Raw genomic sequence first — 25,205 nt, forward strand, 5'->3', positions numbered from 1 at the left:
CGCATTCGAAGGCCGGATCAACCCGACCGGAAACTAACCCCTACCGGGGTCAGATCCACCGGTAATCCGACACTCCCCACTTTTCCTCGGCGCGATCGTCGGTGCCGTGATCATTCTGGTCATCTACAAAGCGATTCGCAGTCGCGCCTGAGCGCACGAACAACGGGCCCGGCTTCCTCGCGGAGCCGGGCCCGTTGCCGTTGCGGGTCAGGGTCGGCAGACCGCCGACTGTGCATGACCGCCGATCTGCGAAAACAGTCCGCGCGGGAACAGGATTCCGTACAGCGAGACATCGAGGGAGCACAGATACGCGGTGGCGTAGGTGCCGTCGCCGGAGAACTTGCCGACGTCGGACAGGATTCCGGGCAGATCGATCGCGGCCTGATCCAATTTCGCGCCGTTGTCGATCAGCAGCGTCAGCGCGTCGCGGGTCGAGTTCTGCGCGGGAATCAGTTTCGGCTGTACCTGCTGGACCATCGCCACCAAACTCTCACTGGCGGTGGCGATCTGAGTCGTCGAGGCCAGCAGCGACTGCCCCTGGTCGTAGAGTCCGCTGATCAACGCCCGGGTCTGGGTGATCAGGGTTTCCAGTTCGTCGCTGCGCCGGGCCAGACCCGACATCACTCCCGACAGGTTGGTGATGATGTCTTTCAGGATCGCGTCGCGACGCTCGAAGTCCGAGGCCAGTGCGGCGGCCTGGGTGATGAAGGTGGACAGTGATACGCCGTCGCCCTGCAGCGCCTGGATCAACGTCGTCGACAGGTCGTTCACCTGTTCCGGAAGCAGATTCTCGAACAGCGGCTGAAAGCCGTTGAGGAACGCCGAGATATCGAAGGACGGTTCGGTGCGTTCGAGCGGAATCCGGCCACCGGCGGCGAGCAGGCGCGAATCCGGTGCGGTACCGGGCGCCAGCGCGAGATACCGCTGGCCGATGAGGTTCTGATAGCGGACCAGCGCCTTGGTGTCGGTGTAGAGGTGCTGATCGCGCTGCACCTCGAAGGTCACCTTCGCCAGGTGCTTGTTGGTCTGAGGATTGACGTCGAAGCCGATCTCGGTGACCTTGCCGACCCGTACACCGGCGATGCGGACGTCGTCGTTGGGCCGCAATCCGAGCACATCGCTGAAGATCGCCGAATAACGGTCGGTCGGGCCGTTCACGGTGCGCGCCAGGGTATTCCAGATGACCACCGTGACCAGAATCGAGACGATGGCGAATGCGCCGAACCCGAGTGCCTGCTTGCGGATACTCATCGGCATCCGGAACCACGGACGAGCAAATCCACGCCTCCTCGAACTTCCACACGAAACCCGAAACGCCGGCAATGATTGCGCTGACCGCAGGCGGTGTAGTCGGAGGCGCCCGGTTGTGACCTACGCCACGCCGGTCGGAGACGACAACAGCCCGGCGCTCAGCGCGCCGGGCTGTTGTGCGGACGGTACGAGGGGACGTACCGGAGTATGGATCAGTCCACGATCGAGCCGTTGGAGGCCGCGCGCTGCTTCGCGGCGCGGGCCGCCTTCCGCTCGGCACGGATCTGTTCGAGTTCCTGTTCGAGGCTGTCCGCGATGCGGAACTGGCCGGTGTCGTAGGCGCTCAGCGGATCCGAGTCGTCGTCGGAGGCATCGGATTTCGCCGGCTTGCTCGGCTTGCCGTCGGCGACCGAATCCGCCGCATCGGTGTCGGACCGGCGACTCGAGGACTTCTTCGGGGTCCAGATGTCCGGTTCGACGATCGGATCGACCGTCTCCACCGTGCGCGCGGATTCGGGGGCCGGCGCCTCGGATGTGGTGTCGCCGGCGCCCGGCAGCGCGGCCATCGGGGCCGGGCGGGTGTCGGGCGCGGCCTGCCGGATGAAGCTGACGAAGGTCGGCATGCTGCGGCGAATCTGTTCGGCCGGGTCGGGCAGATCGCGGATCTGATCGGTGGCCTGGGTGATGGCCTGGCCGTAGCGCTGGCTGGCCGCGTCGTGCACCAGCAGCGCCACACCGATCATCACCGGCGCCACGGCGTGCACGCCGACGTTGTACCAGTCGCCGCCGCGCAGGTACGGGTAGGTGTTGAGGCCGACGGTCAGCGCCAGCAGGGCCAGTTCGGCGAGCGCGACCTGGCGGCGGCTCTCCAGGATTCCCCATTCGGCGACCTTGTTGGTGCCGATCATGATGATGACCAGGCAGACGCTGATCATGCCTTCGAGCAGGTAGCTGAACCAGTACAGCGGATCGGTGGGGCCGCCGGGAGCGATGTTGTGCTGCACGTTGACCGCCGACCACAACATGCCGGCGATGACCACGCCCGCGAGAGCGCGCATCGACCAGGCGCGATGCCGATACAGCGACGCGACCTTCGCGTGCGGGCTGGATTCTCGTCTCTGCGCCGCAATTGCCTTGCGGGCCATCAACAGATCTCGCATATCGGCCTTCGCGATCGCTTCGGAGGTCTGCCTGGCGCGGTCGGACGTCGATGCCGCCGCCTGGACATTTTTCCAGCGCTGTTCGCGTTCCTGCTCGCGGATCTTCTCCGCGAGTTCACGTTCGGCCTGCAGCTCGTTCTCGGAGAGGGCCTCGGTCAGCGCGGGATCGAACTGGTACGCAAGCCGCCCGCGGGCCTTCTCGACCCGTCGCGCGAGCTGCCTGACCTCATCTTCTCCCGGGTGTTCGACGGTCAACTAGACCACCGCCCGGTGAGATACGGTGGCCGGCAAGTGTTCACGAAGTGGGAACGGCACATGCCATTCATAGTCGATGAACCGCCATCTGCGAAACTGCGGATTAGCCCCAATGCCAGACTTATTCGGCGTGTCGCGCGCGGCACGCCGATTCGGCGTGTCGCAATGGGTCTGCGAGGCACGAAGTTTCGCCCGGTTCCGGCTGTTCAGACGGAGCGGTCGGCTCGCGGCAGCAGCGTCGGACTCGGGCAGCAGCCGTAGCGGGAGACTCGGGGCGAAGACGCCGTGGGACACTCGGGCACAGACGCCGCAAGCAGACTCGAGTCACAAACGCAGCTGCAGACCCTAGCCACAGACCCGCAACAGACCCAGGCCGCCCAACGTCGGACTCAGCTCCAGCCGAGCGGCAGGACCGAGGCGTGACAGCAGCGGCAGACGCACGCCGCACACGCAGCACCAAGCTTTCGCCGAGGCCCAAGCGACAGGCGCACCTCCAGCCGCAGCGACCGGCTCAGGCTCCAGCCCGGCGGCAGGCTCACGCCACAGCGTCAACGGCAGATTCAGGCGCCGAGCGGCAGCAGCAGGCTCACGCCGCACCGGTCAGCAGGCTCACGCCGCACCGGTCAGCAGGCTCACGCCGCACCGGTCAGCAGGCTCACGCCGCACCGGTCGGCGGGCTCAGGCCGCGGCGGCGCGGGCGAGCATCCGGCGCACCTCGTCCGGATCCTCCACGTCGACGACGATCCGGCTGAATTCGGTGCCGGTCAGCTCGATGCGCACGCCACGCCCGTCGAAGCGGGTATCCCAGAACTCCTTGCGGCCTTTGCCGCGGAAGACACCGGCCGCGATCACACCCGGGAAGAAGGTGCCCGGGGCGCGCATCCACGGCGGCCGCAGATCCACCTCGGCGGGCGCGACGGCGGCGATGTGGGACAGATCGAAGCGCACGCGTTCGCACAGCGAGAGCAACCGGTGGGTGCCACGGACATGGACCGTGACCGTCGTACCCGTGATCTCGATATCGACCATCGCACACCTCATCTCGCCGAGTGGTCCTCGGGATCCATGGTGCCGAGCGGTCCTGATCGGAATCTGTGCCGATCCTTTGAAATCTCTCAGATTTGCGAGTCCGGTTACCTGCCGCGATCTGCGAGGATGCGCTGTTCCAGCCGCTGCGTCAACGACCGCACCCGCTCGTCGGCGGTCAGCTTGTGGTCGAGGGCCACGTTCACCACGCCCCGCAGCAGGGCGTACGGCTCCCATCCCGCGGGCGCCACGGTGCGCGCGGACCGGCGTTCGATGGCACCGGCGATCACCTCGGCGGCCCGCCGGGCGGTAATGCGCTGATCCAGCGGCCAGGGCAGCAGCGCGCCGAATTCGGCGCCCAGTTCGTCCTCGTCCAGAGTGTCGCGGGTCATCGCCGTCTCCACCACACCGAAATAGGCGATACCGGCCGAGGCCCCCGTTCCGCCGAGTTCCACCCGCAGCGCACGGCCCAGCTGTTCCACCCCGGCCTTGCTCACCATGTACGGCGAACCGCCCATTCCGGGGGCGAACGCGGCGCACGAGGAGACCACGACGACGTGGCCGTGCGCCGCGATGACGTCGTCGAGCGCGGGCTGGATGGTGTTGAAGGCGCCGGTGAGGTTGATCGCCAGCACCCGGTCGAATTCCTCGGGATCGAGCAGCCGCACGGTGGCCGGGCGCGGGACCACGCCGGCGTTGGCCACCACCACATCGATGCGCCCGAAGTTCTCCCGCACCTGTCCGACGGCCAGCCGAACCCCCTCCCGGTCGGCCACGTCGACGGTGATCGCGACCGCGCGGATGCCCAGTGCGGCCGCGCTCGCGCGCACGGCTTCGGCGTCGATATCGAACAGCGCGACGTAGGCGCCGCGGTCGTAGAGCAGCCGGGCCAGCTCGTAGCCGATGCCGGCGGCGCCGCCGGTGATGATCACGACCTTGTCGCGCACGTCGAGTCGCTCACCCCCGCCGAGCACCGGGGCCAGCAGCGTGCGCACCATATCGAACGGTCCTGTGATCATCGGATACTGCTCATCTCTGCGGTGGTCGGATCCGGTACGTGGCGCGACAGCAGGTAGGAGTCCGCGTCGAAACTCGCTACGCGACGGCGGTATTCGAAACTCCAGTTCGGATACAGCCCGGCGTTCTCGCCCTTGTCGGTGGTGTAGTAGCTGTCGCAGCCGCCGCCCAGCCACACCGTATCGCGACTGCGCTGCCGCATCTCGTCGAGGAACCGGTCCTGCGCCGAGGCACGGACCTCGACACGATCGACAGCGTTGTCGCGCAGGGTTTTCAGCGCGTCGACGATGTAGGCGATCTGCGATTCGATCATGAAGATCGCGGACTGGTTCCCCGCGGCGCCGAACGGGCCGAGGGTCAGGAACATATTGGGGAAACCCGCGATCGCCGCGCCCAGATAACTGCTGGGCCGGCGGCGGTAGTGGTCGGCCACGGTCAGCCCGCCGACGCCCTCGATCCGCTCGTAGAGCTTCGGTATCGCACCGAACCCGGTGCCCCAGACGATGGTGTCGACCGGATACTCCGCACCGTCGGTGGTGACGATCGATCCGGGGCGGATCTCGGCGATCGACTCGGTCACCACCTCCACATTGTCGCGGGTGAGGGCCGGATAGTACGCATCGGAGAAGATCGCGCGCTTGCAGCCGATCATGTAGTCGGGAGTCAGTTTCCGCCGCAGGGCAGGATCGTGGACCTGGCGGCGCAGCTGCATCCGCGAGAGCGCCTGGAACGGATGGCGGAAGCGGCGGTCGACGAATCCGACCAGGCCGAAACTCTCGATACCCGCGTAGTAGGCGCCCCGGAGCGCGGTGCCCAGCAGCGGTAACCGGCGCAGCAGTGCGCGCTCCACGCCGAGGGTGGACCGATCCAGGCGGGAGACGATCCACGGGGCCGAGCGCTGGAACACCGTGAGCCGCCGCACCTTCGGCGCGATCTCCGGAATGAACTGCACCGCGGAGGCGCCCGTGCCGATCACGGCGACCCGCTCGCCGGTCAGGTCGTGCTCGTGGTCCCAGTGCAGCGAGTGGAACTGGGCGCCGCGGAAGGTCTCGCGTCCCGGCATATTCGGAATCTTCGCCTCGCTGAACGGGCCGACCGCCGAGATCAGCACATCGGCGCTGAGCACTCCCCGGTCGGTGCGCACGAGCCACCGCCGCCGCCCTTCGTCCCACTGCGCGCGCTCCACGTCGGTGCCGAAGCGCATATGCCGCACCACATCGTGGCGTTCGGCGACGTCGCGCAGATAGCCGAGGATCTCGGGCTGGCGTCCGTATGTGCGCGACCAGTCGGGATTCGGCGCGAAAGAATAGGAGTAGAGGTGCGAGGGCACATCGCAGGCGCACCCGGGATAGGTGTTGGCCTGCCAGGTGCCGCCCAGATCATCGGCGCGTTCGAGAATCAGGAAGTCTTCGAATCCGGCCGCGCGCAACGACACCGCGAGGCCGATTCCGGCGACTCCGGCGCCGATCACCGCGATCGGCGTGTGTTCGGCGGGGGCGCTCTCGGATACTGCCATCGTCGAATTCCTTTCGGTGCGGGCGTCGTTGCCCGAAACGACCGGTCTCGTACTCACAGGTCGACTTCGAGGGAGTCACCCGCCGCGCGGGAGACGCAGGTGAGCATCGTCGTCTCGCGTTCGGCGGGACTCAGCCGCCGATCGCGATGGTCGACAGCGCCCGCGTGCACGGCCACCGCGCAGGTGCCGCAGAAACCCTGGCGGCACGAGTAGGCGACGTCGGGCAGGACCCGGCCGATGGCCGCGAGTGCCGATTCGTCGGCGGCCACGTCCACGGTGTGACCGCTGCGCCGCAGCCGGATTCGGAACGGGCGGCCGTGCTGGACCGGCAGCGGGGAGAACCGTTCGGTGTGGACCGAAACGGTCGGCTCGTGGGCGGCGTCGGTGTTCAGCGCGGCGGCCATCAGCGGCGGCGGACCGCAGACGTAGATCGCGGTACCGCGCGGCACGTCGGCCAGGATCAGATCGAGATCGGCGACACCGAATTCGTCGTCGGGACGGATCTCGAGCCGTCCGCCGCGGTGGGCCGACAGCTCGTCGAGGAACGGCATCGTGGCCCGGCTGCGGCCGAGATAGACCAGCCGCCAATCGATTCCGCGCCGTTCGGCGTCGGCCACCATCGGCAGCAGCGGCGTGATTCCGATACCGCCGGCCACGAAGACATAGTGCGGGGCATCGATATATCCGAAGGCGTTGCGCGGCCCGCGCACTCGCAACCGGTCCCCCACCGCCACGTCGCGATGGATCTCGTCGGATCCGCCGCCGCCGTCGGGCAGGTGGCGCACGGCGATGCGATAGGTTCCGCGGTCGGCCGGGTCCCCGTTGAGCGAATACTGCCGCTGCCGCCCGGAGGGCAGGAGCACATCGATGTGCGCGCCCGGAACCCAGCTCGGCAACCGTTCGCCGTAGGGAGCGACCAGCGTCAGCACGACCACGTCCGCGGCCCGCATCTCGCGCCGGGCCACGATCAGCTCGCGTTCGAAACCGCTGCGGCGCACCGGGTTCGGTCGCGACAACACCTCGATTCGCGGTTCCGTGGTGACGCCGCGCTTGTACAGGTCGAAGATCGCGCCGACCGCCCGCAGCGGCATCGGCGGCCGATACCCCGGCCGCTCGGCGGCCACCGGGTACGCCACCGCCGTCACCGCCGGCCCTCGCGCGCCGCCGGCGACTGCGCGAGATAGCGCAGCGCGTTGTCCATGCTCCCGAGCTGGGAGGGGTGGAATCCGGGCCGCAGGTACCGCGGAATCTCGGTCAGGAAGGTCGACATCCGCGGCACCACGCCGCGGGCGGAGGCGCTGAGGAATTGCAGCGGCCAGAACCGCCCCTTGCGCGGATCGGGATCCTTGCCGAACAGATAGCCGCCCGCGATCACGAACAGCACCATCAGCGACGAGCTGGCCAGCACCGCCGTGCGGGCCTTGCGCAGATATCCGCCGTCGACGTGCATATACGCGTCGTAGACCACGCTGCGGTGTTCGACCTCCTCCGCGCCGTGCCAGCGAATCAGGTCCAGCATCGCCGGATGCATGTTCTTGGCCTCGAGCACGTCGTTGGTCAGCAGCCACTCGCCGATGACCGCGGTGTAGTGCTCCATCCCGGCGAACAGGCCCAGCCGCTCGCACAGCCACTCGTGTTTGGCGCGGCCGGTCAAGCCGTGATCACCGAGTAGGCGATCGACCAGCCAGGCCACCGTCTCCACCATCGGGGCCACGTCGAGCCCGAGCGCTTCCAGGTGGCGACGCGCCTGCGCGTGCGAGCTGGCGTGCTGATTCTCCTGCCCGATGAAGCCCTGCACCTCTTCGCGCAGCCGCTCGTCGTCGATATGGGGCAGCGCTTCGGCCAGGGCCGCGGCCATCGCGCGTTCCCCCTCCGGGAGAACCAGGTGCATCACGTTGATGATGTGAGTGGCCATGACTTCGCCCGGAATGTAGTGCATGGGGACGGAGTCGAAATCGAATCGCACATCGCGAGCCCTGATCGCATGGGCTTGGTCGTCGTAGACCGAGGTGTTCATGTCGCGTCCTTGCGGGTGGTCGAAGCGATGCTCCGACGGTAATGTTGACATCACTAGATGTCAACAGCAGCCGATGTCAACAAAACGCCTTGTCGCCGGCCCCCGGTAGCATCACCGCCATGGCCGATTCGCCGCACACTCCGAAAACGGGCAGCCGCCCCTGGCGTGGACGCGAACCGGCGGACCGCATCGCCGCACGTCGCGAACGGCTGCTGCGGGCCGGTTACGAGCTCATGGCCGGCGTCGGCGCGGCCGAGACCTCGATGCGCGGAGTATGCCGACAGGCCGGGCTCACCGAACGTTATTTCTACGAGAGTTTCGCCAATCTCGACGATCTGATGACCACCGTCCTCGAGAACACCGTCGAACAGTGCCGGGATCGACTGCTCGCCGCACTGGCCGAAGCACCCGAGGAGCGAGACCTGCTGTTCGGTCACGTGGTGCGCGCGTTCACCGATTTCCTCACCGAGGACCCCCGGCGCGGGCGCATCCTGTTCGTCGAATCGATCGCCACCCCGGCGCTGACCCGGCGCGGCAGCGAGCTGGTCGCGGTGATCACCGGGCCGATCGCGGCGGTGATCGCCGCCGACGACACCGACACACCGGCTCCCGACGAGACCGACGCGACGCTCAACGCGATGGCCATCTTCGGCGCGCTCGCCTACTGCTACCGCCCGTATCTGATCGGCGATATCACCATCGACCGCGACCGCTTCGACAACCACGCCGCCGCGATCATCCGGCAGCTCAGCACCGTGCGCTCGGCGCCGGTCCTGCGCTGAGCGCCCCTTTCCGACTTCCCTCCCGCACGCCGCTCCGGCACCGCTGGAACCGGTGCCGGACCTTGCCTCGTCCACCCTTCCGTAGTAGCGTCCAGACACGTGTCCATCAACGATGGATCCGGAATGCGGAAGGATTTCTCATGACGTTGGTCAAGCCGCGGCAGGTCTCCGGGGGCGAACACGAGCACGGCCACCTCGAAGAGTTCCGCACCGATCCGATCGCGCTGATGCAGCGGGTGCGCGCGGAGTGCGGCGATGTGGGTTCGTTCCGGCTGGCCGACAAGGACGTCATCCTGCTCTCCGGCGCCGAGGCGAACGAATTCTTCTTCCGCGCGGCCGACGAGGATCTCGACCAGGGCGCCGCCTACCCGTTCATGAAGCCGATCTTCGGCGACGGTGTGGTCTTCGACGCCAGCCCCGAACGCCGCAAGGAAATGCTGCACAACCAGGCCCTGCGCGGTGACTTCATGCGCGGGCACGCCGAGACCATCGCGCACGAGGTGCACCGGATCCTCGAAGGCTGGGGCGACGAGGGCGAAATCGACCTGCTCGAGTTCTTTGCCGAGCTGACGATCTACACCTCCTCGGCGTGCCTGATCGGCAAGAAGTTCCGGGAGGAACTCGACGAGCGGTTCGCACACCTGTATCACGAACTCGAGCGCGGCACCGACGCGCTGTGTTACGTCGACCCTTACGCCCCCATCGAGAGCTTCCGCCGCCGCGACGAGGCGCGGGCGAAACTGGTCGAACTGGTCCAGGAGATCATGAACGGCCGCATCGCGAACCCGCCGCAGGGCAAAGAGGATCGCGACATGCTCGATGTGCTGGTCTCGATCCGCGACGAGCAGGGCGAACTGCGGTTCTCCGCCAGCGAGATCACCGGCATCTTCATCTCGATGATGTTCGCCGGCCACCACACCACCTCCGGTACCGCGGCGTGGACGACCATCGAGTTGCTGCGCAATCCCGAGGTGCTGGCCCGGGTCGTCGGCGAACTCGACGAGCTCTACGCCGACGGCCAGGACGTGAGTTTCCACGCGCTGCGCCAGATTCCGCAGCTCGAGGCCACGTTGAAGGAGACGCTGCGGCTGCATCCGCCGCTGATCATCCTGATGCGGGTGGCGCGCGGCGAATTCGAGGTGTGCGGGCACAGCATCGCGCCGGGCGATCTGGTCGCGACCACACCGGCGGTCTCCAATCGGATCGCGGAGGATTTCCCCGACCCCGACCGCTTCGATCCGGGCCGCTACGTCGATCCCAATCAGGCGGATCTGGTGAACCGCTGGACGTGGATCCCGTTCGGCGCCGGGCGGCACCGCTGCGTCGGCCAGGCGTTCGCGCTCATGCAGTTGAAGGCGATCTTCTCGATCCTGTTGCGGGACTGGGAATTCGAGATGGCGCAACCCTCCGACAGCTACCGCAACGACCATTCCAAGATGGTGGTGCAGCTACAGCAGCCGTGCACGGTCCGGTACCGGCGCCGGCGGCGCGGGTGAGCCCCCGGCTGCCGGGCACGGTGGTCGCCGTCACCGGCGGCGCGCGGGGTATCGGCTATTCGATCGCCGAGCACCTGCGCGACGCCGGTGCGCGGGTGGCACTCGGCGATATCGACGCGGCCGCCGTCGCCGCGGCGGGATCGCGGCTCGGCGCCGCGGCGGCGCTGACGCTCGACGTGACCGATCCGGCCTCGTTCGCGGACTTTCTCGTGGCGGTCGAGACCGGGGCCGGCCCCGTCGACGTGTTGATCAACAATGCCGGCATCATGCCCGTCGGCCGCTTCACCGACGAATCCGACGCCATCACCCGCCGCATCCTCGAGGTCAACGTACTCGGCGTCATGAACGGCACCAAAGCCGCACTGCCGCAGATGCTTTCGCGCGGTCGCGGCCATATCGTCAATATCGCGTCGCTGGCCGGGGAGAACCCCACGCCCGGTATGGCGACCTACTGTGCGAGTAAACAGGCCGTGCTCGGCTTCACCGAGGCCATGCGGCTGGAATGCCGCGGCAGCGGAGTGCACTTCTCGGCGGTGTTGCCGACCTTCACCCGCACCGAACTGATCGCGGGAACCAAGGCTCCGATGGGTCTGCTGGCCGAACCCGAGGATGTCGCACGGGCGGTGACCCGGCTGATCGCGCGTCCGCGGCGCCGGGTCACCGTGACGAGGCTTGCCGGGGTGGCGATGGCGTTCAACAAGCTCACTCCGCGCGCCTTCGGCGAATTCACGGCCCGCCGCCTGGGCGTGCACCGAATATTCACCGACGACGTCGATCGCGCCGACCGCGCGGACTACGACCGGCGGGTCGGCAACACGCCGGAGGGCTGAAAACACAAATTCCGGCCGCTGCCGGATATTATCAGGAACGGCGTACGCCCTGGTCATCGCGCGGAAATCGGCGAACATTGCGGCGTGCGCCCTTCGACGTCTTTTGAGAGCCGCACCAACGGGTACCCAATCTGGGTCGGATTCAGTTGGAAGCGAGGTATCTCGAATGACACATGAACCGATCGCCCGTCGTGCCGAAACCGCCGCACGCCACGGTGCCAACAGTTATGACAACATCGAACCCTGGTTCGAGAAACTGGCCGCTCTGGATCATGCCGATCCGCATCGGGAGTCGGTCCGAGCGGAAATCATCGAACTCTGCCTGCCGCTGGCCGAGCATATCGCTCGGAAATTCTCCGGCCGCGGCGAGACGTTCGACGATCTGCACCAAGTGGCGAGGCTCGGTCTCGTCCTGGCCGTCGATCGATTCGATCCGGTACGGGGAAATTCTTTTCTCTCCTTCGCCGTGCCTACCGTGATGGGCGAGGTTCGCCGTCACTTCCGCGATTACACCTGGTCGACCCGGGTACCGCGCGCCGTCAAGGAATTGTGGCTGCGCATCGGTCCGACGACCGAACATCTGGCTCACGAACTCGGGCGCATGCCCACGGCCCGCGAGCTGTCCGAAGCTCTCGACGTCGACGGCCCGCAGGTGGTGCAGGCCATGATCGCCGGCAACGCCTATCAGCCGAACTCCATCGACGCGGTCGTCGACACCGACGACGGCGCGATCATGGACAAGCTCGGCGCCGAGGAACAGTGCTACCAACTGACCGAGGACGCGATGGCGGTCCGCCCGCTCATCGATGCGTTGCCCACCCGGGAACGCAGAATTCTGATCATGCGCTTCTTCGAATCCAAGACGCAGAATCAGATCGCCGAGAAACTGCAGATCTCCCAGATGCACGTCTCCCGCATTCTGACCCGCACGCTGAAAAGTCTTCGGCAGCAGGCGCTCTGCGAGCCACAGCCGACGTAGTGATCCATCCCACCGTCCGCACGACCGAAAGGTGTAGTCATGCCCAAGGAATGGTCTGCCAAAGAAGAACGCCAGTACGAACATGTGAAGTCCTCGGCCCGGAAACGGGGTGCGAGTAAAGATCGCGCAGAGGAAATCGGCGCACGCACGGTCAACAAGAATCGTGCGCAAGCGGGCAAAACCCGCACCGCGAGCCGCAGTTCCACCAACGATATGTCGCCACAGCGCCGCGGTGGCCAGCGGTCCGGCAAAGGTTCACAGGGACCGACCCGCGATCAGCTGTACAACGAAGCACGCCAACGCAATATCAAGGGCCGGTCGAAGATGACCAAGAAACAGCTCGCCAGCGCGCTGGGCAGATAACACCCGGCGCGACACATATCCCGTTGCGAATCCGATTCTCACGCAACATCATATCGAACGAAGAAAGGGTGCCCGGTCACATAGGCCGGGCACCCTTTCGGTCGGTTCCACTACTTACGTCGACCGTCAGGAGCCGCCCTTGTCCTGGAAGGCCTGTTGCCGTTTTTCCTCCACACCGGCTTCCGCACGGTGCTTCTCGGCTTCGGCTTCCTTCTGGGCGGCCTCGCGCTGCGATTCGGCGCGGCTCTGCTGAGCCTTGCCCTCCTCGCGCAGCTCGTCCTTTCCGAATACCTGACCGGCGGCCTCCTTGGCCTTACCCTTCGCGCCTTCCACGACGCCTTCGAGACCTTCGCGGCCTCCGCCCTTCTCGTGCTCCGACAAGGGATTCACCTCCAACACGTCGAAATCACTGACATCGGGCGCGATACCCGGCGACCCCGGCACGAAACGCCCGCCGACCGCTATTTCGGGCCGCTGTGGGCGCCCTCACCGCGTCTGGGCGCCGCGCCGCCGCTCCCGCCACGGATGGGCGAACCAGGTCAGGAGAAACAGCACCGCGAAGCACACACCGATGACGGTGGCGGCGACCGCACCGGCCACCGTGTCGAAGATCAGCACCGCGACCCCGGTGAGCGCGATGCCGAGCAGCGCCAGCCCGACCAGCGCGAAGGTGTGGGCGGTGCGCACCACGCTGCCCAGACGATGCTGCCGGAACAGGATGCGGTGGGCGGCGACCGGCGCGATCAGGAAGACCGTCGCCGCGATCGAGGCGGTCACGACCGCCAGGTACAGCCCGCGCATCGGGGTGGACACCGTGGTGAACCTGGCCTGGAACGGCAGCGTCAGCAGGAAGCCCGTCAGCAGCTGCACACCCGTCTGCACCACCCGCAATTCCTGAATCAAACTGGTCAGATTGCGGTCCAGCTGTTCGGTTTCCGTCTCACCACGGACCTCGCGGTCCCATTCCCGATCGCGGTCTTCCCGGCCGCCGGCGGACTGCGCCTGCTCCATCCGACAACCCTATCCCGGGCGGATCGTCCCGAGAGATCAATAGTTTCGGCCATAATGGTGCCATGCACACCGTCGAGGCGCCCGAGGTCCGCACCTGGAATTTCCCCCGCGGGATCGCCAGCGTCGCGGTGATGATCGAATTCGCCACCGAACACGGGGTCGACAGCGCACGGCTGCTCGCCGGATCCGGTATCGCGCCGGCCACGCTCACCGACCCCGGGGCACAGATTCCGGCCGAGGCCGAACTGGCGGTGGTGCGCAATCTGGTCGCCGAACTCGGCGACATCCCCGCCCTCGGCGTCGAGGTCGGGCGGCGGTACCGGCTGAGCACCTTCGGCATCTTCGGCTTCGCCTGCGTCACCAGTCCCACGCTGCGCGAGGCGATTTCGCTGGCCATGCGGTACTACCGGCTCGGATTCGCCTTCTGCACACCGATCGTCGAGTATCGGCGCGACGATGTGATCGCCTGGATCCATCACGAGCTCATCCCGCCGGATGTGCAGACCTTCCTGGTGGAGCGCGACATCGTCGCCATGCATCGGGTGATGGCCGATCTGCTCGGCCACGACTTCTCCTTCGCCCGCATGGAATTCGGCTACGACGAACCGCCCTACGCCGACCGGCTCGAAGCCGTGCTCGGCGCGCGGCCGCGCTTCGGGCGCGCGCACACCATGTTCACCGTCGCACCGGAGATCCTCGCCCAGCCGCTACCTCAGGCGAATCAGCAGACGTGGGCGGTCTGTATCGCTCAGTGCCGGGATCTGGTGCAGCGCCGCAGCGCGCGCACGGGTATCGCGGCCGAGGTCCGGGAACGACTGCTGCCCGGCAGCGGCGCGACCGGTATCACCACGCCGCCGCCGATCGAGGCGGTGGCCCGGGAGCTCAACATGAGTGTGCGGACGCTGCGCCGCCGCCTCACCGAGGCCGGGACCAGTTACCGGGCGCTGCTCGACGAGGTGCGCCGCGCGCTCGCGCAGGAAATGCTCTCGGGGACGCCGCTGACCATCGACGACATCGCCATCCGGCTCGGTTACGCGGAGGCGACGCCGTTCATCCACGCCTTCAAGCGCTGGACCGGAACGACTCCGGCCGCCTACCGGCGTGACCGGAAGTATTGATTTTCTGGCCGTCGATCTCTGCGCCCACCCCCTGATCTGCCCATACGGTACGAGGGGACGATCGGGACCAGGAAAGGGCGCGGCGATGGGGTTCGACTACGACGTGGTAGTCATCGGGTCGGGATTCGGCGGCAGCGTGAGCGCGCTGCGCCTGACCGAGAAGGGCTACCGGGTCGGCGTCCTCGAGGCCGGCCGCCGCTTCGCCGACGACGAATTCGCGAAGAACTCCTGGCGGGCGCGGCAATTTCTGTGGGCGCCGCGGCTGGGATGTTTCGGCATCCAGCGCCTGACCCTGTTGAAGGACACCTTCATCATGAGCGGCGCCGGTGTCGGCGGCGGCTCGCTGGTGTACGCGAACACCCTCTACGAACCGCCCGCGAAATTCTTCGCCGACTCGCAATGGGCCCATATCACCGACTGGGGCGCCGAACTGGCACCGCACTACGACCAGGCCAAGCGCATGCTGGGCGTCACCACGAATCCGGCGACCACGGCCTCGGACCGGGTGCTGCGCGAGGTGGCCGAGGAACTGGGCGTCGGCGCGTCCTTCCGGCACACTCCGGTGGGAGTCCTGTTCGGCGGCAACGGCACTCGCGCCGGACAGGAGGTGCCCGATCCTTACTTCGGCGGTGCCGGCCCGTCCCGGCGCACCTGCACCCACTGCGGCGAATGCATGACCGGATGCCGCCACAACGCCAAGAACACGCTGGTGAAGAACTACCTGTATCTCGCCGAGAAGGCCGGGGCCACCGTGCATCCGCACACCACCGTGGTCGATGTGGTGCCGCTGCCGTCGGGCGGGTACCGCGTCGACACCGTCCGCACCGGACGCTGGGTTCGCAAGGCGCGCCGCAGCGTCACCGCCGAACAGGTGATCTTCGCCGCGGCCGCGCTCGGTACGCAGCGGTTGCTGCACCGGCTGCGCGACCGCGGCTCACTGCCGCACATCTCCGCGCGGCTCGGCTATCTGTCGCGCACGAATTCCGAAGAGCTGCTGTCGATCCGGAGTCGGCGATCCGACACCGATTTCACCAAGGGGGTGGCCATCACCTCCTCGATCCATCCCGACGCCGACACCCATATCGAACCGGTGCGCTACGGCAAGGGCAGCAACGTGCTGTCGCTGATGACGACGGTGATGTACGACGAGGACGGCCGCACCTCGCCCGCCCGGCTGTGGTTGCGCGAGAACTGGCGGCGCCGCCGCGATCTGGCGAAGGTGCACAACCCGCGCCACTGGTCGGAGCGGATGATCGGCCTGCTGGTGATGCAGTCGGTGGACAATTCGCTCACCACCTACACCGAGCGCGGCCTGTTCGGCCGCCGGATGACCACCAAACAGGGTGAGGGACAACCGAATCCGACGTCGATCCCGGCCGGGCACGAGGTCGCCCGCCGCGTGGCCGACAAGATCGACGGCATCGCGACCGCCGGCATCACCAGCCTGTTCGGCATTCCGATGACCGGACATTTCATCGGCGGCTGCGTGATCGGCGATTCCCCGGAGACCGGTGTCGTGGATGCCTATCAGCGCATGTACGGCCATCCGGGCCTGCACATCGTCGACGGCTCGGCGATTTCGGCGAATCTCGGCGTCAATCCGTCGCTGACCATCACCGCACAGGCCGAACGAGCGCTGGCGCTGTGGCCCAACAAGGGTGAGCCGGATCAGCGGCCGGCGCTGGGTTCGCCCTATCGGCGGCTGGCCCCGGTCACCCCCAAAGCGCCCGTGGTTCCCGCCGACGCCCCGGGTGCGCTGCGGCTGCCGATCGTCGACATCACCTAGTCCGCGGCTGATCCGGCCGATCCGTACTCGCCACTACCGCCTCCGACGGCAGTTCGGGCGCGAGCGGTCCCAGTCGCAGCGAGGATTCCAGCAGCATCGCGTGCACGAACGCCTGGGGCAGATTGCCGCGCAACTGCCGCTGGGTGACATCGAACTCCTCGGCGAACAGCGCCGGGGTGCCGCACGAGGAGCGGTTGCGTTCGAAGAAGCGCATCGCGGTCACCGGGCGGTCGAGCTGGGCGGCCGCCATCGCCATCGTGAAACCGCACAGCAGGAACGCGCCTTCGCTCACCTCGAGCGGGCGATCGTCGTGGCGGTAGCGGTAGACGCAGTAATCGGTGGTCAGATCCCGCTGCACCGCGAAGAAGGTGGCGGCGTAGCGCGGATCGGAGACCGGGATCGCACCGCGGATCAACGGCAGCATCAGCGCGGCGTCCACACCGGGCTGATCGGGGGCGCGCTGCCAGCGGCCGGTCGGATGCACACCCGTGCGGGCCGCCTCGGCCACCAGCGTATCGGCAAGCGCACTGCAGTAGGCGGTATCGGCGCCGGTGTCCGGGCAGGCCGCGATCGCGCGCAATCCGGCCGCGCAGATCAACCGGGAATGAGTCCACAGCCGATCCTCGATCTCCCAGATACCGGCGTCGGGGCGGCGGTAATTGGCCGCGATCGCGGAAACCGCGATATCGACCGCGCGGCGATGATCGCCGCCGAGCCGGCCGTGGCGCGCGGCCGCGGCGAACAGCAACAGCGTCTCACCGAAGGTGTCGAGCTGGAACTGCCCGCGCACCCGGTTGCCGATCACCGGCCGGGCGCCCGGATATCCGGGGAGATCGATATCGCGCACCGCCGGCACGCTCTTCCCGTCGACGGTATAGGCCGGGGCCAGTGCGGGACCGTCGTCGAGCAGCCGGGCGGCGGTGAACCCGACCGCGTCGTCGAGCAGCGGATGCGGACCGGCGACGGCGATCGCCTGCCCGGCCAGGCATTGATCGCGGATCCAGACGTAGCGGTAGTCGTAGTTCTCGCCCTGGTCGGCGCGTTCGGGCAGGCTGGTGGTGGCGGCCGCGACCATTCCGCCGGTATCGGCGGTCATCCCGCGCAGCACCGCGAACGCGTGGGCGCTGTCGCGGGGCGCGGCGCTCGCACCGAAATCCGGGCGGTCGCGCCGCCACGCGTTTTCCGTTGCCTCCCAACAGGTATCGGGGTCGGGCAGCTCGCCGGGCAGGCCCTGGTCGGACAGTTCCAGAATCAGATCGTGACAGCGCCCGGCCGGAATCTGGAGGTGATCGGTCCACCCGCGGTCGGGTCCTCTCGGATCGAGTTCCGCCTTCGGCGCGCCGGTCCACCGCATCCGCAGCGCGCCCGCATGGGCGGTCCACACCCCGTCCTCGCAGTGCGGCCGACGGACCGATTCCGCGCCGAATCGCGCCATCGGCCGCAACACCACGTCGACCTCGGCGTCCTCCTGGACCGCCACGATCCGCCGCATCAGGATCGCGCGATGCCGGTCGCCGGGAAAGGCCAGCGCCTCCCGGCATTCGATCACCGCCGACCCGGACAGCCAGCGCGAGCGCCAGATCAGCGTGCCCTGCTCGTAGTAGCCGCCCCACACGAACCGGCTCGCGGGGGTGACGGCATACATTCCGGAACCTCCGAGCAGGGACGCGAAGACCGCGTCGCCGTCCCAGCCGGGCAGGCACATCCACGAGATGTCACCGCGCGGCCCGACCAGGGCGCCGCGCTGACCGTCGGCGATGAACGAGTACTCCCGCAGGACGTGGGGGGCGGCAGCGGAGTTCGCGATCATGGTTGGGAAATACCACGATCGCGGACGGTTAACCGCCCGCTCGCTCCCCTCGGCCCGGGCGGCTCCCGGCCGAGGGGGCTCGTGTTCGTGCGGACGGTCCGGTCAGGCCTTCCGCTGCGCGGAGGACCGGGCGGGATTGCCCTGACCGGCCGCTTTCGGATCCTTCTCGTCCTGTTTCGCCCGGACGCCGGATTCCACCCGGTCGCCCAGATCCTTGTCCACATTGCGCCAGTATTCGAAGGCGCGCGCCAGGACCGGCTCGGACACACCGTTGAGGAGATGGCCGACGATGTTATCCACCAACCGTTCTCGTGCCGCGTCGTCGAGCACCTGGCGGACCAGTGTGCCCGCCTGACCCCAATCGTCGTCGTCGCGGCGCAGCGTGTAGGCCTCGCGCACCATTTCGCCGTCGGTGTACCAGCCGGCGGTCGGACCGGCCCGGCCGGGTTCGGCGTGCGGTCCACCCTTGGAATTCGGCACGTAGACCGGGTCGCCCGGATTGTGGTGCCGCATGTGGCCGTCCTTGGTGTAGGAGTGCGACGGTGACTTCGGCGCGTTGACCGGCAATTCCTTGTAGTTCGCGCCGATCCGGTAACGGTGGGCGTCCGGATACGAGAACCACCGGCCCAACAGCATCTTGTCCGGGCTCGGTCCCGTTCCCGGCACCGCGTTGCTCGGCTCGAAGGCGGCCTGTTCGATCTCGGTGTGATAGTCGGACGGGTTGCGGTTCAACGTCATCCGGCCGACCTCGTAGAGCGGATAATCGCCGTGCGGCCACACCTTGGTCAGATCGAACGGGTTGAACCGGTAGGTTTTGGCCGCCTCGAACGGCATGATCTGCATCTTCAGCGTCCAACTCGGGTGGTCCCCGCGCTCGATCGCCTCCCACAGATCCCGGATGTGATAGTCGGTATCCATCGAGGCCATCTGATCGCCCTCGTCCTGGGTGAAGAACTCCACACCCTGGTCGGTGATGAAGTGGTACTTGACCCAGTGCTTCTCACCCTCGGCGTTGACCCACATGTAGGTGTGGCTGGAGTAGCCGTTCATGTGGCGCCAGGTGCGCGGGATACCGCGATCGCCCATCAGCCAGGTGACCTGGTGCGCCGACTCCGGCGACAGCGTCCAGAAGTCCCACTGCATATCGTGGTCGCGTAAGTTGTTGTCCGCCCGGCGTTTCTGCGATCGGATGAAGTCCTGGAACTTCATCGGATCGCGGACGAAGAAGATCGGGGTGTTGTTGCCGACCAGGTCGAAATTGCCGTCCTCGGTATAGAACTTCAACGCGAATCCACGCGGATCACGCCAGGTGTCCGGGCTGCCCCGCTCACCGGCCACCGTGGAGAACCGGGCCAGCATCTCGGTCCTCGCCCCGGGCTGGAACACCTTCGCGCAGGTGTAGGCGCTCATATCCTGCGTGACCTCGAAGACGCCGAACGCGCCGCCGCCCTTGGCGTGCGGCTGACGTTCGGGTACGCGTTCGCGGTTGAACGCGGCCATCTTCTCGATCAGATACGCGTCGTTGAGCAGGATCGGGCCATCGGGGCCTATCGTCAGCGAGTCTTCGTCGCTGGCCACCGGAATTCCGGCGTCGTCGGTGGTGAAACCGCCGGCGCGAGTCTTCTCGACCATCTCTCTCCTCTCCCGAATCGGATCGGTGCGGCGGTCTCGCCTCCGCGGCGGGCCCGCCGCGTTCACACGCTGATCAGTGCCCCTGTCGCTGGTGCGGCTCCCACTGGTCGCGCGCCTGCGTGCGCTTGCTCTCCAGCGCGATCCACGTCACGCCGCCGATGAGGCACACCGCGCACACCACGCCGGCCACGATCGCCCACCCGCCGAAGCCGTATCCGGCAGCGGTCAGCGCGAGCGCCAGCGCGACGAAGCTCAACGCACACAGGATGATGCCCGGAATGTTGTAAGTGTCCTCGATTCCCTCACCGGCATGCTTGCGCGGTGCTCGCAGCATCCGTCGCCGCTGCGCCTGCTCCTGCGATGTGCTTCCACGCGCCATCCGCGGGTCCGTCATCATGGGCACCTCCGTTTCCCGGTTGCGGCCGCACAGGGCACACTCCTCCCTGCTTGCAGGCGTACTACCCGGGTTGGGCGGTTCGAATCAGGCGAATCCCACCGGACCGGGGCCGTTCATCCGATGGATTCGACGATCTTGACCACGACCAGCACGACGGCCACCAGCAGATATCCACGCAGGGCGAGCATGCCCGCGGTGCGCAGCGGGGTGAACGACGGACGCTCGAGGGTGTGCAGCGCCGGAGTGCGGAAGGTGTCGCGGTCCCCGGCGAGTTCGGCGCGTTCGGAGCCGCGGTCCAGTTCCTGCACCTGACCGGGGTCGAGGTCGCCGAACCGGGCCGCGGTCGCCGCGGCGGAGCGGCGCCGCGTTCGCCCGTGGGCGAGCAGGGCGACCGCGCCCCCGGCCAGACCGGCGAGCACGCCCGCACCCAACCCGAACTCGAGGGTCCGGGTGCTCAGGCCCGGGAAGAACGTGGCGGCGGTGAGCGCGGCCGAGAGCAGCACCAGCGCCCAGACGATGATCGCGGCGCAGATGTTCTGCCGCAGCGTATTCACCCACGGGCCGAGTACGTCGCGGTCGTTGCACAGCAGCACCAGGAATACCGTCGCCGAGGGCAGCAGCACCCCGGCCAGCGCCTGCACACCCTGCGTGATCAGGCCCAGCACGTGGTCGGGGCTGAACGAGATCGCGGCGGCGACGGCCAGCAGGGCCGCGTAACCGGCGTAGAAACCGGGTGCCTCGGACACCTTCCAATGCAGTGAATGCCGCCGCCCGAGCGTATCGCCGAGGGTGTAGGTCGTGGCCAGACCGACCGCGTTGGCGCCGATCAGCGAGGCGTCGAGCAGGACGATCGCGAACAGCGCGCCGACCACCGGGCCCGCGTGGGCGCGCAGGCCCGCCGCGACCGCACCGGCGTCGGTGAAGCCGCCGACCGGACCGGTTCCCGACAGTCCGTAGGCGGTCGCGGCCATGATCGCGATCGCGCCGGCCATCACCACCACGATTCCCAGCCACAGGTCGATGCGCTCGTAGCGGATCCAGCGCGGGGTGATGCGCTTGTCGACGATGTTGGACTGCTGGAAGAACAGCTGCCACGGTGCGACGGTGGTGCCGACGATCGCCACGATGATCAGCAACAGGGTCGACGAGAGCCCGCCCGGCAGCGACGGGATCAGCCCGTGCCCGGTGCCCGATACGCTCGGATGGACCAGCAATGCCATCGGGAACAGCACGATGTTCACCGCGATGAGCGTCATCATCAGGCTCTCCCACCGCCGGAACGACCCGCCCGCGACCACGGCGAACAGCGCGACCGCCGCCAGCGGCACCGATACCGCCTTCGGCAATCCGAAATAGCTCAGAGCCATTGCCACGCCGATGAATTCGGTGACGATGGTCAGCGCGTTGACGACGAAGAGATCGCCGACGCTGAACGCGCCCCAGAACTTCCCGAATCGCGCGAAGATGAGCCGGGCATGGCCGACCCCGGCCACCGCACCGAGCCGCACCACCATTTCCTGGTTGACGTACAGCACCGGAATCAGCAGCACGAGCGTCCAGAGCAGAGCCATGCCGTAGTTCTGACCGGCCTGGGCGTAGGTGGCCACGCCGCCGGCGTCGTTGTCGCCGACCATGACGATCAGGCCGGGCCCGATCACCGCCGCCAGCATGCGCAATCGCTGCATCCGGCTGCGGCCGGCGAGGTCGTCGTGCTGCCGGATCACGCCCAGCGCGCCGACGATATCGCCGACGTGGGCGTGATCGGCGACAGCGCCGGGCGGTGTGGCCGGGGTTCGGGTGTCGTCGGAGTAGGTGGTCATCGCCGCGCTCGCTTCCTGAAACTCTGTGCTCACCAGTTGTTTTCGAGTTCCGGGCTAGTGGAGTGCGCCCGGGCGGCGTTCGAGGTGAGCGCCGAGCGCGGCGGTGTGCACGGGCGCCGACGGACGGCAGGAACGCAGGTTGTGGCGCTCGAATTCGGTCAGGCGGCGGCCGGTGAGTCGACGGAAGACAGTGCGGTACATGGGTTCTCCTCAGAGGTGAAACCCGGCTGCGGGCAGCCCGCGGCACCCCGGAACCCCGCACCGGCGACGCCGATGCGTGGATCGGGGGTGAGTTCAGGCGGACAGGCAGCGCGCCGGGGACGATACGGTTCGCGAACTCGGATACGGACTATCTCCGGATGGCATCGCCCCTCACCTCCTCGCTGCCGGGACGCACGCGCACGTCGTTGTTCTGGTGATCGGCACCACGCGAGAGGGAGACCCGCCCGAACGGCGGATACGCACCCCTCTCGTCAGAGCTTCGGCACTGTACGACGTATCCCCTTGCGGGAGAAGCCACTTCGGATCATCCCTTAATCCGGGAAGATCTGTCCTAACCCTGGGCGTCTCTCGACGTCGTCGGATCAGTGGCCTGTGTTCGTACAGGAGCCTCGCCTAGCGAGGTGCTGACTGCAAAAGAGTGAACCCGGAATTCGCGATTGTCAAATCGGCGGCCACCGGCGGGGTTGCCAGGATCCGATCGGCGGTGTTTACTTCCCTCCCGGCGCCGCCGGCCGGCGCCGTTCTACGCGGGTCGTGTCCCGGAAGGAGGTGGTCGCTGTGCCCGACGACAGTCATTTACGTCGTTTTGCCAAGAATTCACTCGGCGACCATTCTCGTGTCGACGCGACCGTGCCGATGTCGCGGTAGCCTGCGCGCGCGAGTTCTCGCCCTCCATCGAAGGGTTGTCTCATGTCGACTTGGGAGATGCTGCTGCGCCTGGCCACCGGTGTCGGTCTCGGTGCGGTGATCGGTTTCGAACGGCAGTACCGGGCCCGGATGGCCGGATTGCGGACCAACGCCCTGGTCTCCGCGGGCGCGGCGTTGTTCGTGCTGCTGTCCGCGCACGGCTTTCACGGCGGCGCCGCCGATCCGACCCGGGTCGCGGCCCAAATCGTTTCCGGTATCGGCTTTCTCGGCGCGGGTGTGATCATCCGCGACGGATTGAACGTGCGGGGGCTCAACACCGCCGCGACACTCTGGTGCGCGGCGGCGGTGGGCGCGCTCTCCGGCGCCGGGATGTACGGCACCGCGGCGGCGGGAACGGTCGCGGTGGTCATCGTCAATATCGCGTTGCGGGCGGCCGGGCGAGCGGTCGACCGCCAGCCGGAATCGGGTAACGAGCAGCCAGCGCACTACGCGTTCACCGCCGTCACCGACGACGCGCACGAAGCGCATGTGCGCGCGCTGCTGGTCCAGTCGTTGACGCGCACGGACTTCCGGCTCGTGTCGGTCGCCAGCGCCAACGCCGAGGATGCCGGCCGGGTGGAAGTGCGCGCGGATCTGGTCGGCGATCAGCGCGACGACCGGCAGATGGAATCGGCGGTCAGCCGGCTGAGCCTGGAACCGTCGGTGACCAGCGTCGGATGGCGGACGGTCGAACCGGTCGCGCCCGGGCTGTAGCTCTGACCTGCACCGATGCCTTCGATCACTATGCTGACGCCGTGAGCAGTGTCGCCCCGATGGTTCCCGTACCCGCCGATCCGGACACCGTGACCGCGGTGGGCCCCGAGGACGACCCCACCGCGGTGGGCCTGAGCCGCGGCGACGTCGAGGCGGTGTGGGAGTCGGTCCGCGCGTGGTACCGGATGGGAACCACTCCGGCGATCCAGATCTGCCTGCGCCGCCACGGCGCGATCGTGCTGAACCGGGCTATCGGCCACGGCTGGGGTAACGCCCCCGGCGACGGACCCGACGTCGAACGCATACCGATCACCGTCGACTCTCCGTTCTGCGGTTTCTCCACCGCCAAAGGCGTCGCCGCGACGGTGACGGCGATGCTGATCGAACAGGGCGCCTTCGCGCCGGAAGACCGGGTGTGCGACTACATTCCGGAATTCGCCGCGCACGGCAAGGGCCGCATCACCATCGCCGATGTGCTCTCCCACGCCGCCGGGGTGCCGTTCATGCCGGCGGGCTACCGCGGCTTCGACGCCGTCGTCGACGAGGAGGTCGCGGTGCGGGCGCTGACCGAGTTGCGGCCGAGTTGGCCGCCCCGGCGGTTTCGCGTCTATCACGCATTGACCAGTGGATTGATCCTGCGTCTGCTGGTCCAGCGCGCGACCGGCAAACGGATGCGCGACCATCTCGCCGAGCAGGTGCTGAATCCGCTCGGTTTCCGGTGGACGACCTTCGGGGTGAGCCCGGAGGACGTCGACCGGGTGGTGCCGAGTGTGCGCACCGGACCGCGACCCTCCCGGGCCTGGTCGGTGGTGGCCGGCAAGGCACTCGGCGGTGGAATGAGCGCCTCGACCTCGGCGGATTCGGTGCGCGCGTTCCTCACCGCGGAGCTTCCCTCCGGCAATCTCGTGACCACTGCCGCGGAACTCTCGCGCTTCTATGAAATCCTTTGTCGCGGTGGGGAACTCGACGGTGTGCGGATCCTGTCTCCCGACACTCTGCACAGCGCGATCGCACCCGCTCCCCGGATCCCCGGCATCGCCGGCCGGGTCAGTCGAGCCGGCTTCGAGCTGGGCGGGCGGCGGTCGAAATTCGGCGCCCACACCGAAAAGCATTTCGGCCGTAGCGGATTGACCACCCAGTACGGCTGGGCCGACCTCGACCGCGGACTGTCCGGCGCGATTCTGACCAGCGGTAAGTCGACCGTGGACACCGAGCGGCCCTGGCAGTTGTGCGCACAGATCTCGGCGGTCGTTCCCCGCTCGCCCGTCGCCCGGCCGTAGCGGCGGCATCCTCGCGGCTCCCGGCCGTCCGGCCGC

General features: G+C 67.7%; 23 protein-coding genes and 1 riboswitch. Of the genes, 9 read left to right on the plus strand and 14 right to left on the minus strand.

Annotated elements, in window-relative coordinates:
• Positions 1-207 precede the first annotated feature (207 nt).
• From A5789_RS28455 to A5789_RS28485, 7 genes are all read right to left on the minus strand, one after another.
• A complete protein-coding gene (locus tag A5789_RS28455; RefSeq protein ID WP_063015697.1) occupies positions 208-1,251 on the minus strand; it encodes an MCE family protein in 1,044 nt (347 codons plus the stop codon).
• Between the two features lie 212 nt (positions 1,252-1,463).
• A complete protein-coding gene (locus A5789_RS28460) occupies positions 1,464-2,666 on the minus strand; it encodes a hypothetical protein (protein WP_063015682.1) in 1,203 nt (400 codons plus the stop codon).
• A gap of 678 nt (positions 2,667-3,344) precedes the next feature.
• A complete protein-coding gene (locus tag A5789_RS28465; protein ID WP_063015683.1) occupies positions 3,345-3,695 on the minus strand; it encodes a hypothetical protein in 351 nt (116 codons plus the stop codon).
• 104 nt (positions 3,696-3,799) lie between these two features.
• A complete protein-coding gene (locus tag A5789_RS28470; RefSeq protein WP_227462837.1) occupies positions 3,800-4,711 on the minus strand; it encodes a short-chain dehydrogenase/reductase in 912 nt (303 codons plus the stop codon).
• On the minus strand, positions 4,708-6,225 hold the full coding sequence (locus A5789_RS28475) for an NAD(P)/FAD-dependent oxidoreductase (protein WP_064905076.1): 1,518 nt from the start codon (positions 6,223-6,225) through the stop codon (positions 4,708-4,710). The genes A5789_RS28470 and A5789_RS28475 overlap by 4 nt, the downstream gene beginning before the upstream one ends.
• 53 nt (positions 6,226-6,278) lie before the next feature.
• Positions 6,279-7,316: a PDR/VanB family oxidoreductase gene (locus A5789_RS28480; RefSeq protein WP_064905086.1), complete on the minus strand. Its 1,038-nt coding sequence runs from the start codon at positions 7,314-7,316 to the stop codon at positions 6,279-6,281.
• Positions 7,317-7,366: 50 nt separating this feature from the next.
• Positions 7,367-8,242, minus strand: a complete 876-nt coding sequence (locus A5789_RS28485) for a metal-dependent hydrolase (protein WP_030515626.1) — start codon at positions 8,240-8,242, stop codon at positions 7,367-7,369.
• Between the two features lie 119 nt (positions 8,243-8,361).
• Between A5789_RS28485 and A5789_RS28490 the strand changes: the two genes are divergently transcribed.
• From A5789_RS28490 to A5789_RS28510, 5 genes are all read left to right on the plus strand, one after another.
• Complete coding sequence (locus A5789_RS28490) at positions 8,362-9,024, plus strand: TetR/AcrR family transcriptional regulator (protein ID WP_064905074.1); 663 nt, start codon at positions 8,362-8,364, stop codon at positions 9,022-9,024.
• Positions 9,025-9,164: 140 nt separating this feature from the next.
• Positions 9,165-10,520, plus strand: coding sequence for a cytochrome P450 (locus A5789_RS28495; RefSeq protein WP_064905072.1), 1,356 nt, complete (start codon positions 9,165-9,167; stop codon positions 10,518-10,520).
• On the plus strand, positions 10,517-11,350 hold the full coding sequence (locus A5789_RS28500) for an SDR family oxidoreductase (protein WP_064905084.1): 834 nt from the start codon (positions 10,517-10,519) through the stop codon (positions 11,348-11,350). The genes A5789_RS28495 and A5789_RS28500 overlap by 4 nt, the downstream gene beginning before the upstream one ends.
• Before the next feature lie 166 nt (positions 11,351-11,516).
• Positions 11,517-12,329, plus strand: a complete 813-nt coding sequence (locus A5789_RS28505; RefSeq protein WP_064905070.1) for an RNA polymerase sigma factor SigF — start codon at positions 11,517-11,519, stop codon at positions 12,327-12,329.
• Between the two features lie 39 nt (positions 12,330-12,368).
• Complete coding sequence (locus A5789_RS28510; protein WP_063019676.1) at positions 12,369-12,692, plus strand: hypothetical protein; 324 nt, start codon at positions 12,369-12,371, stop codon at positions 12,690-12,692.
• 126 nt (positions 12,693-12,818) lie between these two features.
• On the opposite strand, the gene A5789_RS28515 is transcribed toward A5789_RS28510, so the two are convergent.
• Positions 12,819-13,073, minus strand: coding sequence for a hypothetical protein (locus A5789_RS28515; RefSeq protein ID WP_030515620.1), 255 nt, complete (start codon positions 13,071-13,073; stop codon positions 12,819-12,821).
• A gap of 105 nt (positions 13,074-13,178) precedes the next feature.
• The gene (locus A5789_RS28520) at positions 13,179-13,703 is read right to left on the minus strand and encodes a DUF6328 family protein (RefSeq protein WP_063023164.1); all 525 of its coding nucleotides are present in this window, start codon (positions 13,701-13,703) and stop codon (positions 13,179-13,181) included.
• A 62-nt stretch (positions 13,704-13,765) separates the two neighbouring features.
• Between A5789_RS28520 and A5789_RS28525 the strand changes: the two genes are divergently transcribed.
• Positions 13,766-14,821, plus strand: a complete 1,056-nt coding sequence (locus tag A5789_RS28525) for an AraC family transcriptional regulator (protein WP_063017585.1) — start codon at positions 13,766-13,768, stop codon at positions 14,819-14,821.
• Between the two features lie 85 nt (positions 14,822-14,906).
• Entirely contained in the window at positions 14,907-16,607 is a 1,701-nt protein-coding gene (locus A5789_RS28530) for an FAD-dependent oxidoreductase (RefSeq protein ID WP_064905068.1), read from the plus strand.
• On the opposite strand, the gene A5789_RS28535 is transcribed toward A5789_RS28530, so the two are convergent.
• From A5789_RS28535 to A5789_RS37005, 5 genes are all read right to left on the minus strand, one after another.
• Positions 16,600-18,417 (minus strand): glycoside hydrolase family 15 protein, encoded by a 1,818-nt coding sequence (locus tag A5789_RS28535; protein ID WP_064905066.1) that lies wholly within the window; start codon positions 18,415-18,417, stop codon positions 16,600-16,602. The two genes, A5789_RS28530 and A5789_RS28535, sit on opposite strands and share 8 nt — an antisense overlap.
• A gap of 102 nt (positions 18,418-18,519) precedes the next feature.
• Entirely contained in the window at positions 18,520-20,049 is a 1,530-nt protein-coding gene (locus tag A5789_RS28540) for a catalase (protein ID WP_063017579.1), read from the minus strand.
• A 73-nt stretch (positions 20,050-20,122) separates the two neighbouring features.
• The gene (locus A5789_RS28545) at positions 20,123-20,446 is read right to left on the minus strand and encodes a hypothetical protein (RefSeq protein ID WP_227462835.1); all 324 of its coding nucleotides are present in this window, start codon (positions 20,444-20,446) and stop codon (positions 20,123-20,125) included.
• Between the two features lie 113 nt (positions 20,447-20,559).
• Entirely contained in the window at positions 20,560-22,266 is a 1,707-nt protein-coding gene (locus A5789_RS28550) for an NRAMP family divalent metal transporter (RefSeq protein ID WP_063017608.1), read from the minus strand.
• 54 nt (positions 22,267-22,320) lie between these two features.
• Complete coding sequence (locus A5789_RS37005; protein WP_156511499.1) at positions 22,321-22,467, minus strand: hypothetical protein; 147 nt, start codon at positions 22,465-22,467, stop codon at positions 22,321-22,323.
• A 257-nt stretch (positions 22,468-22,724) separates the two neighbouring features.
• Positions 22,725-22,896: riboswitch (M-box (ykoK) riboswitch) on the minus strand.
• A gap of 282 nt (positions 22,897-23,178) precedes the next feature.
• On the opposite strand from A5789_RS37005, the gene A5789_RS28555 reads away from it, so the two are divergent.
• Both A5789_RS28555 and A5789_RS28560 read left to right on the plus strand, forming a co-directional pair.
• On the plus strand, positions 23,179-23,889 hold the full coding sequence (locus A5789_RS28555) for an MgtC/SapB family protein (RefSeq protein WP_064905064.1): 711 nt from the start codon (positions 23,179-23,181) through the stop codon (positions 23,887-23,889).
• A gap of 41 nt (positions 23,890-23,930) precedes the next feature.
• Positions 23,931-25,169 carry a beta-lactamase family protein gene (locus tag A5789_RS28560; protein ID WP_227462834.1) on the plus strand — a complete coding sequence of 413 codons (1,239 nt, stop codon included), beginning with the start codon at positions 23,931-23,933 and terminating at the stop codon, positions 25,167-25,169.
• Positions 25,170-25,205 lie beyond the last annotated feature (36 nt).

This window comes from Nocardia sp. 852002-51101_SCH5132738 (genome assembly GCF_001665695.1).
Classification (GTDB): Bacteria; Actinomycetota; Actinomycetes; order Mycobacteriales; family Mycobacteriaceae; genus Nocardia; species Nocardia nova.

What these genes read in the sequence shown, in the direction of transcription:
- A5789_RS28455 (WP_063015697.1), bottom strand. Translation starts at nt 1,251, where the DNA reads ATGAGTATCCGCAAGCAGGCACTCGGGTTCGGCGCATTCGCCATCGTC.
- A5789_RS28465 (WP_063015683.1), bottom strand. Translation starts at nt 3,695, where the DNA reads ATGGTCGATATCGAGATCACGGGTACGACGGTCACGGTCCATGTCCGT.
- A5789_RS28470 (WP_227462837.1), bottom strand. Translation starts at nt 4,711, where the DNA reads ATGATCACAGGACCGTTCGATATGGTGCGCACGCTGCTGGCCCCGGTG.
- A5789_RS28475 (WP_064905076.1), bottom strand. Translation starts at nt 6,225, where the DNA reads ATGGCAGTATCCGAGAGCGCCCCCGCCGAACACACGCCGATCGCGGTG.
- A5789_RS28480 (WP_064905086.1), bottom strand. Translation starts at nt 7,316, where the DNA reads ATGCCGCTGCGGGCGGTCGGCGCGATCTTCGACCTGTACAAGCGCGGC.
- A5789_RS28485 (WP_030515626.1), bottom strand. Translation starts at nt 8,242, where the DNA reads ATGAACACCTCGGTCTACGACGACCAAGCCCATGCGATCAGGGCTCGC.
- A5789_RS28490 (WP_064905074.1), top strand. Translation starts at nt 8,362, where the DNA reads ATGGCCGATTCGCCGCACACTCCGAAAACGGGCAGCCGCCCCTGGCGT.
- A5789_RS28495 (WP_064905072.1), top strand. Translation starts at nt 9,165, where the DNA reads ATGACGTTGGTCAAGCCGCGGCAGGTCTCCGGGGGCGAACACGAGCAC.
- A5789_RS28505 (WP_064905070.1), top strand. Translation starts at nt 11,517, where the DNA reads ATGACACATGAACCGATCGCCCGTCGTGCCGAAACCGCCGCACGCCAC.
- A5789_RS28510 (WP_063019676.1), top strand. Translation starts at nt 12,369, where the DNA reads ATGCCCAAGGAATGGTCTGCCAAAGAAGAACGCCAGTACGAACATGTG.
- A5789_RS28520 (WP_063023164.1), bottom strand. Translation starts at nt 13,703, where the DNA reads ATGGAGCAGGCGCAGTCCGCCGGCGGCCGGGAAGACCGCGATCGGGAA.
- A5789_RS28525 (WP_063017585.1), top strand. Translation starts at nt 13,766, where the DNA reads ATGCACACCGTCGAGGCGCCCGAGGTCCGCACCTGGAATTTCCCCCGC.
- A5789_RS28530 (WP_064905068.1), top strand. Translation starts at nt 14,907, where the DNA reads ATGGGGTTCGACTACGACGTGGTAGTCATCGGGTCGGGATTCGGCGGC.
- A5789_RS28535 (WP_064905066.1), bottom strand. Translation starts at nt 18,417, where the DNA reads ATGATCGCGAACTCCGCTGCCGCCCCCCACGTCCTGCGGGAGTACTCG.
- A5789_RS28540 (WP_063017579.1), bottom strand. Translation starts at nt 20,049, where the DNA reads ATGGTCGAGAAGACTCGCGCCGGCGGTTTCACCACCGACGACGCCGGA.
- A5789_RS28545 (WP_227462835.1), bottom strand. Translation starts at nt 20,446, where the DNA reads ATGATGACGGACCCGCGGATGGCGCGTGGAAGCACATCGCAGGAGCAG.
- A5789_RS28550 (WP_063017608.1), bottom strand. Translation starts at nt 22,266, where the DNA reads ATGACCACCTACTCCGACGACACCCGAACCCCGGCCACACCGCCCGGC.
- A5789_RS37005 (WP_156511499.1), bottom strand. Translation starts at nt 22,467, where the DNA reads ATGTACCGCACTGTCTTCCGTCGACTCACCGGCCGCCGCCTGACCGAA.
- A5789_RS28555 (WP_064905064.1), top strand. Translation starts at nt 23,179, where the DNA reads ATGTCGACTTGGGAGATGCTGCTGCGCCTGGCCACCGGTGTCGGTCTC.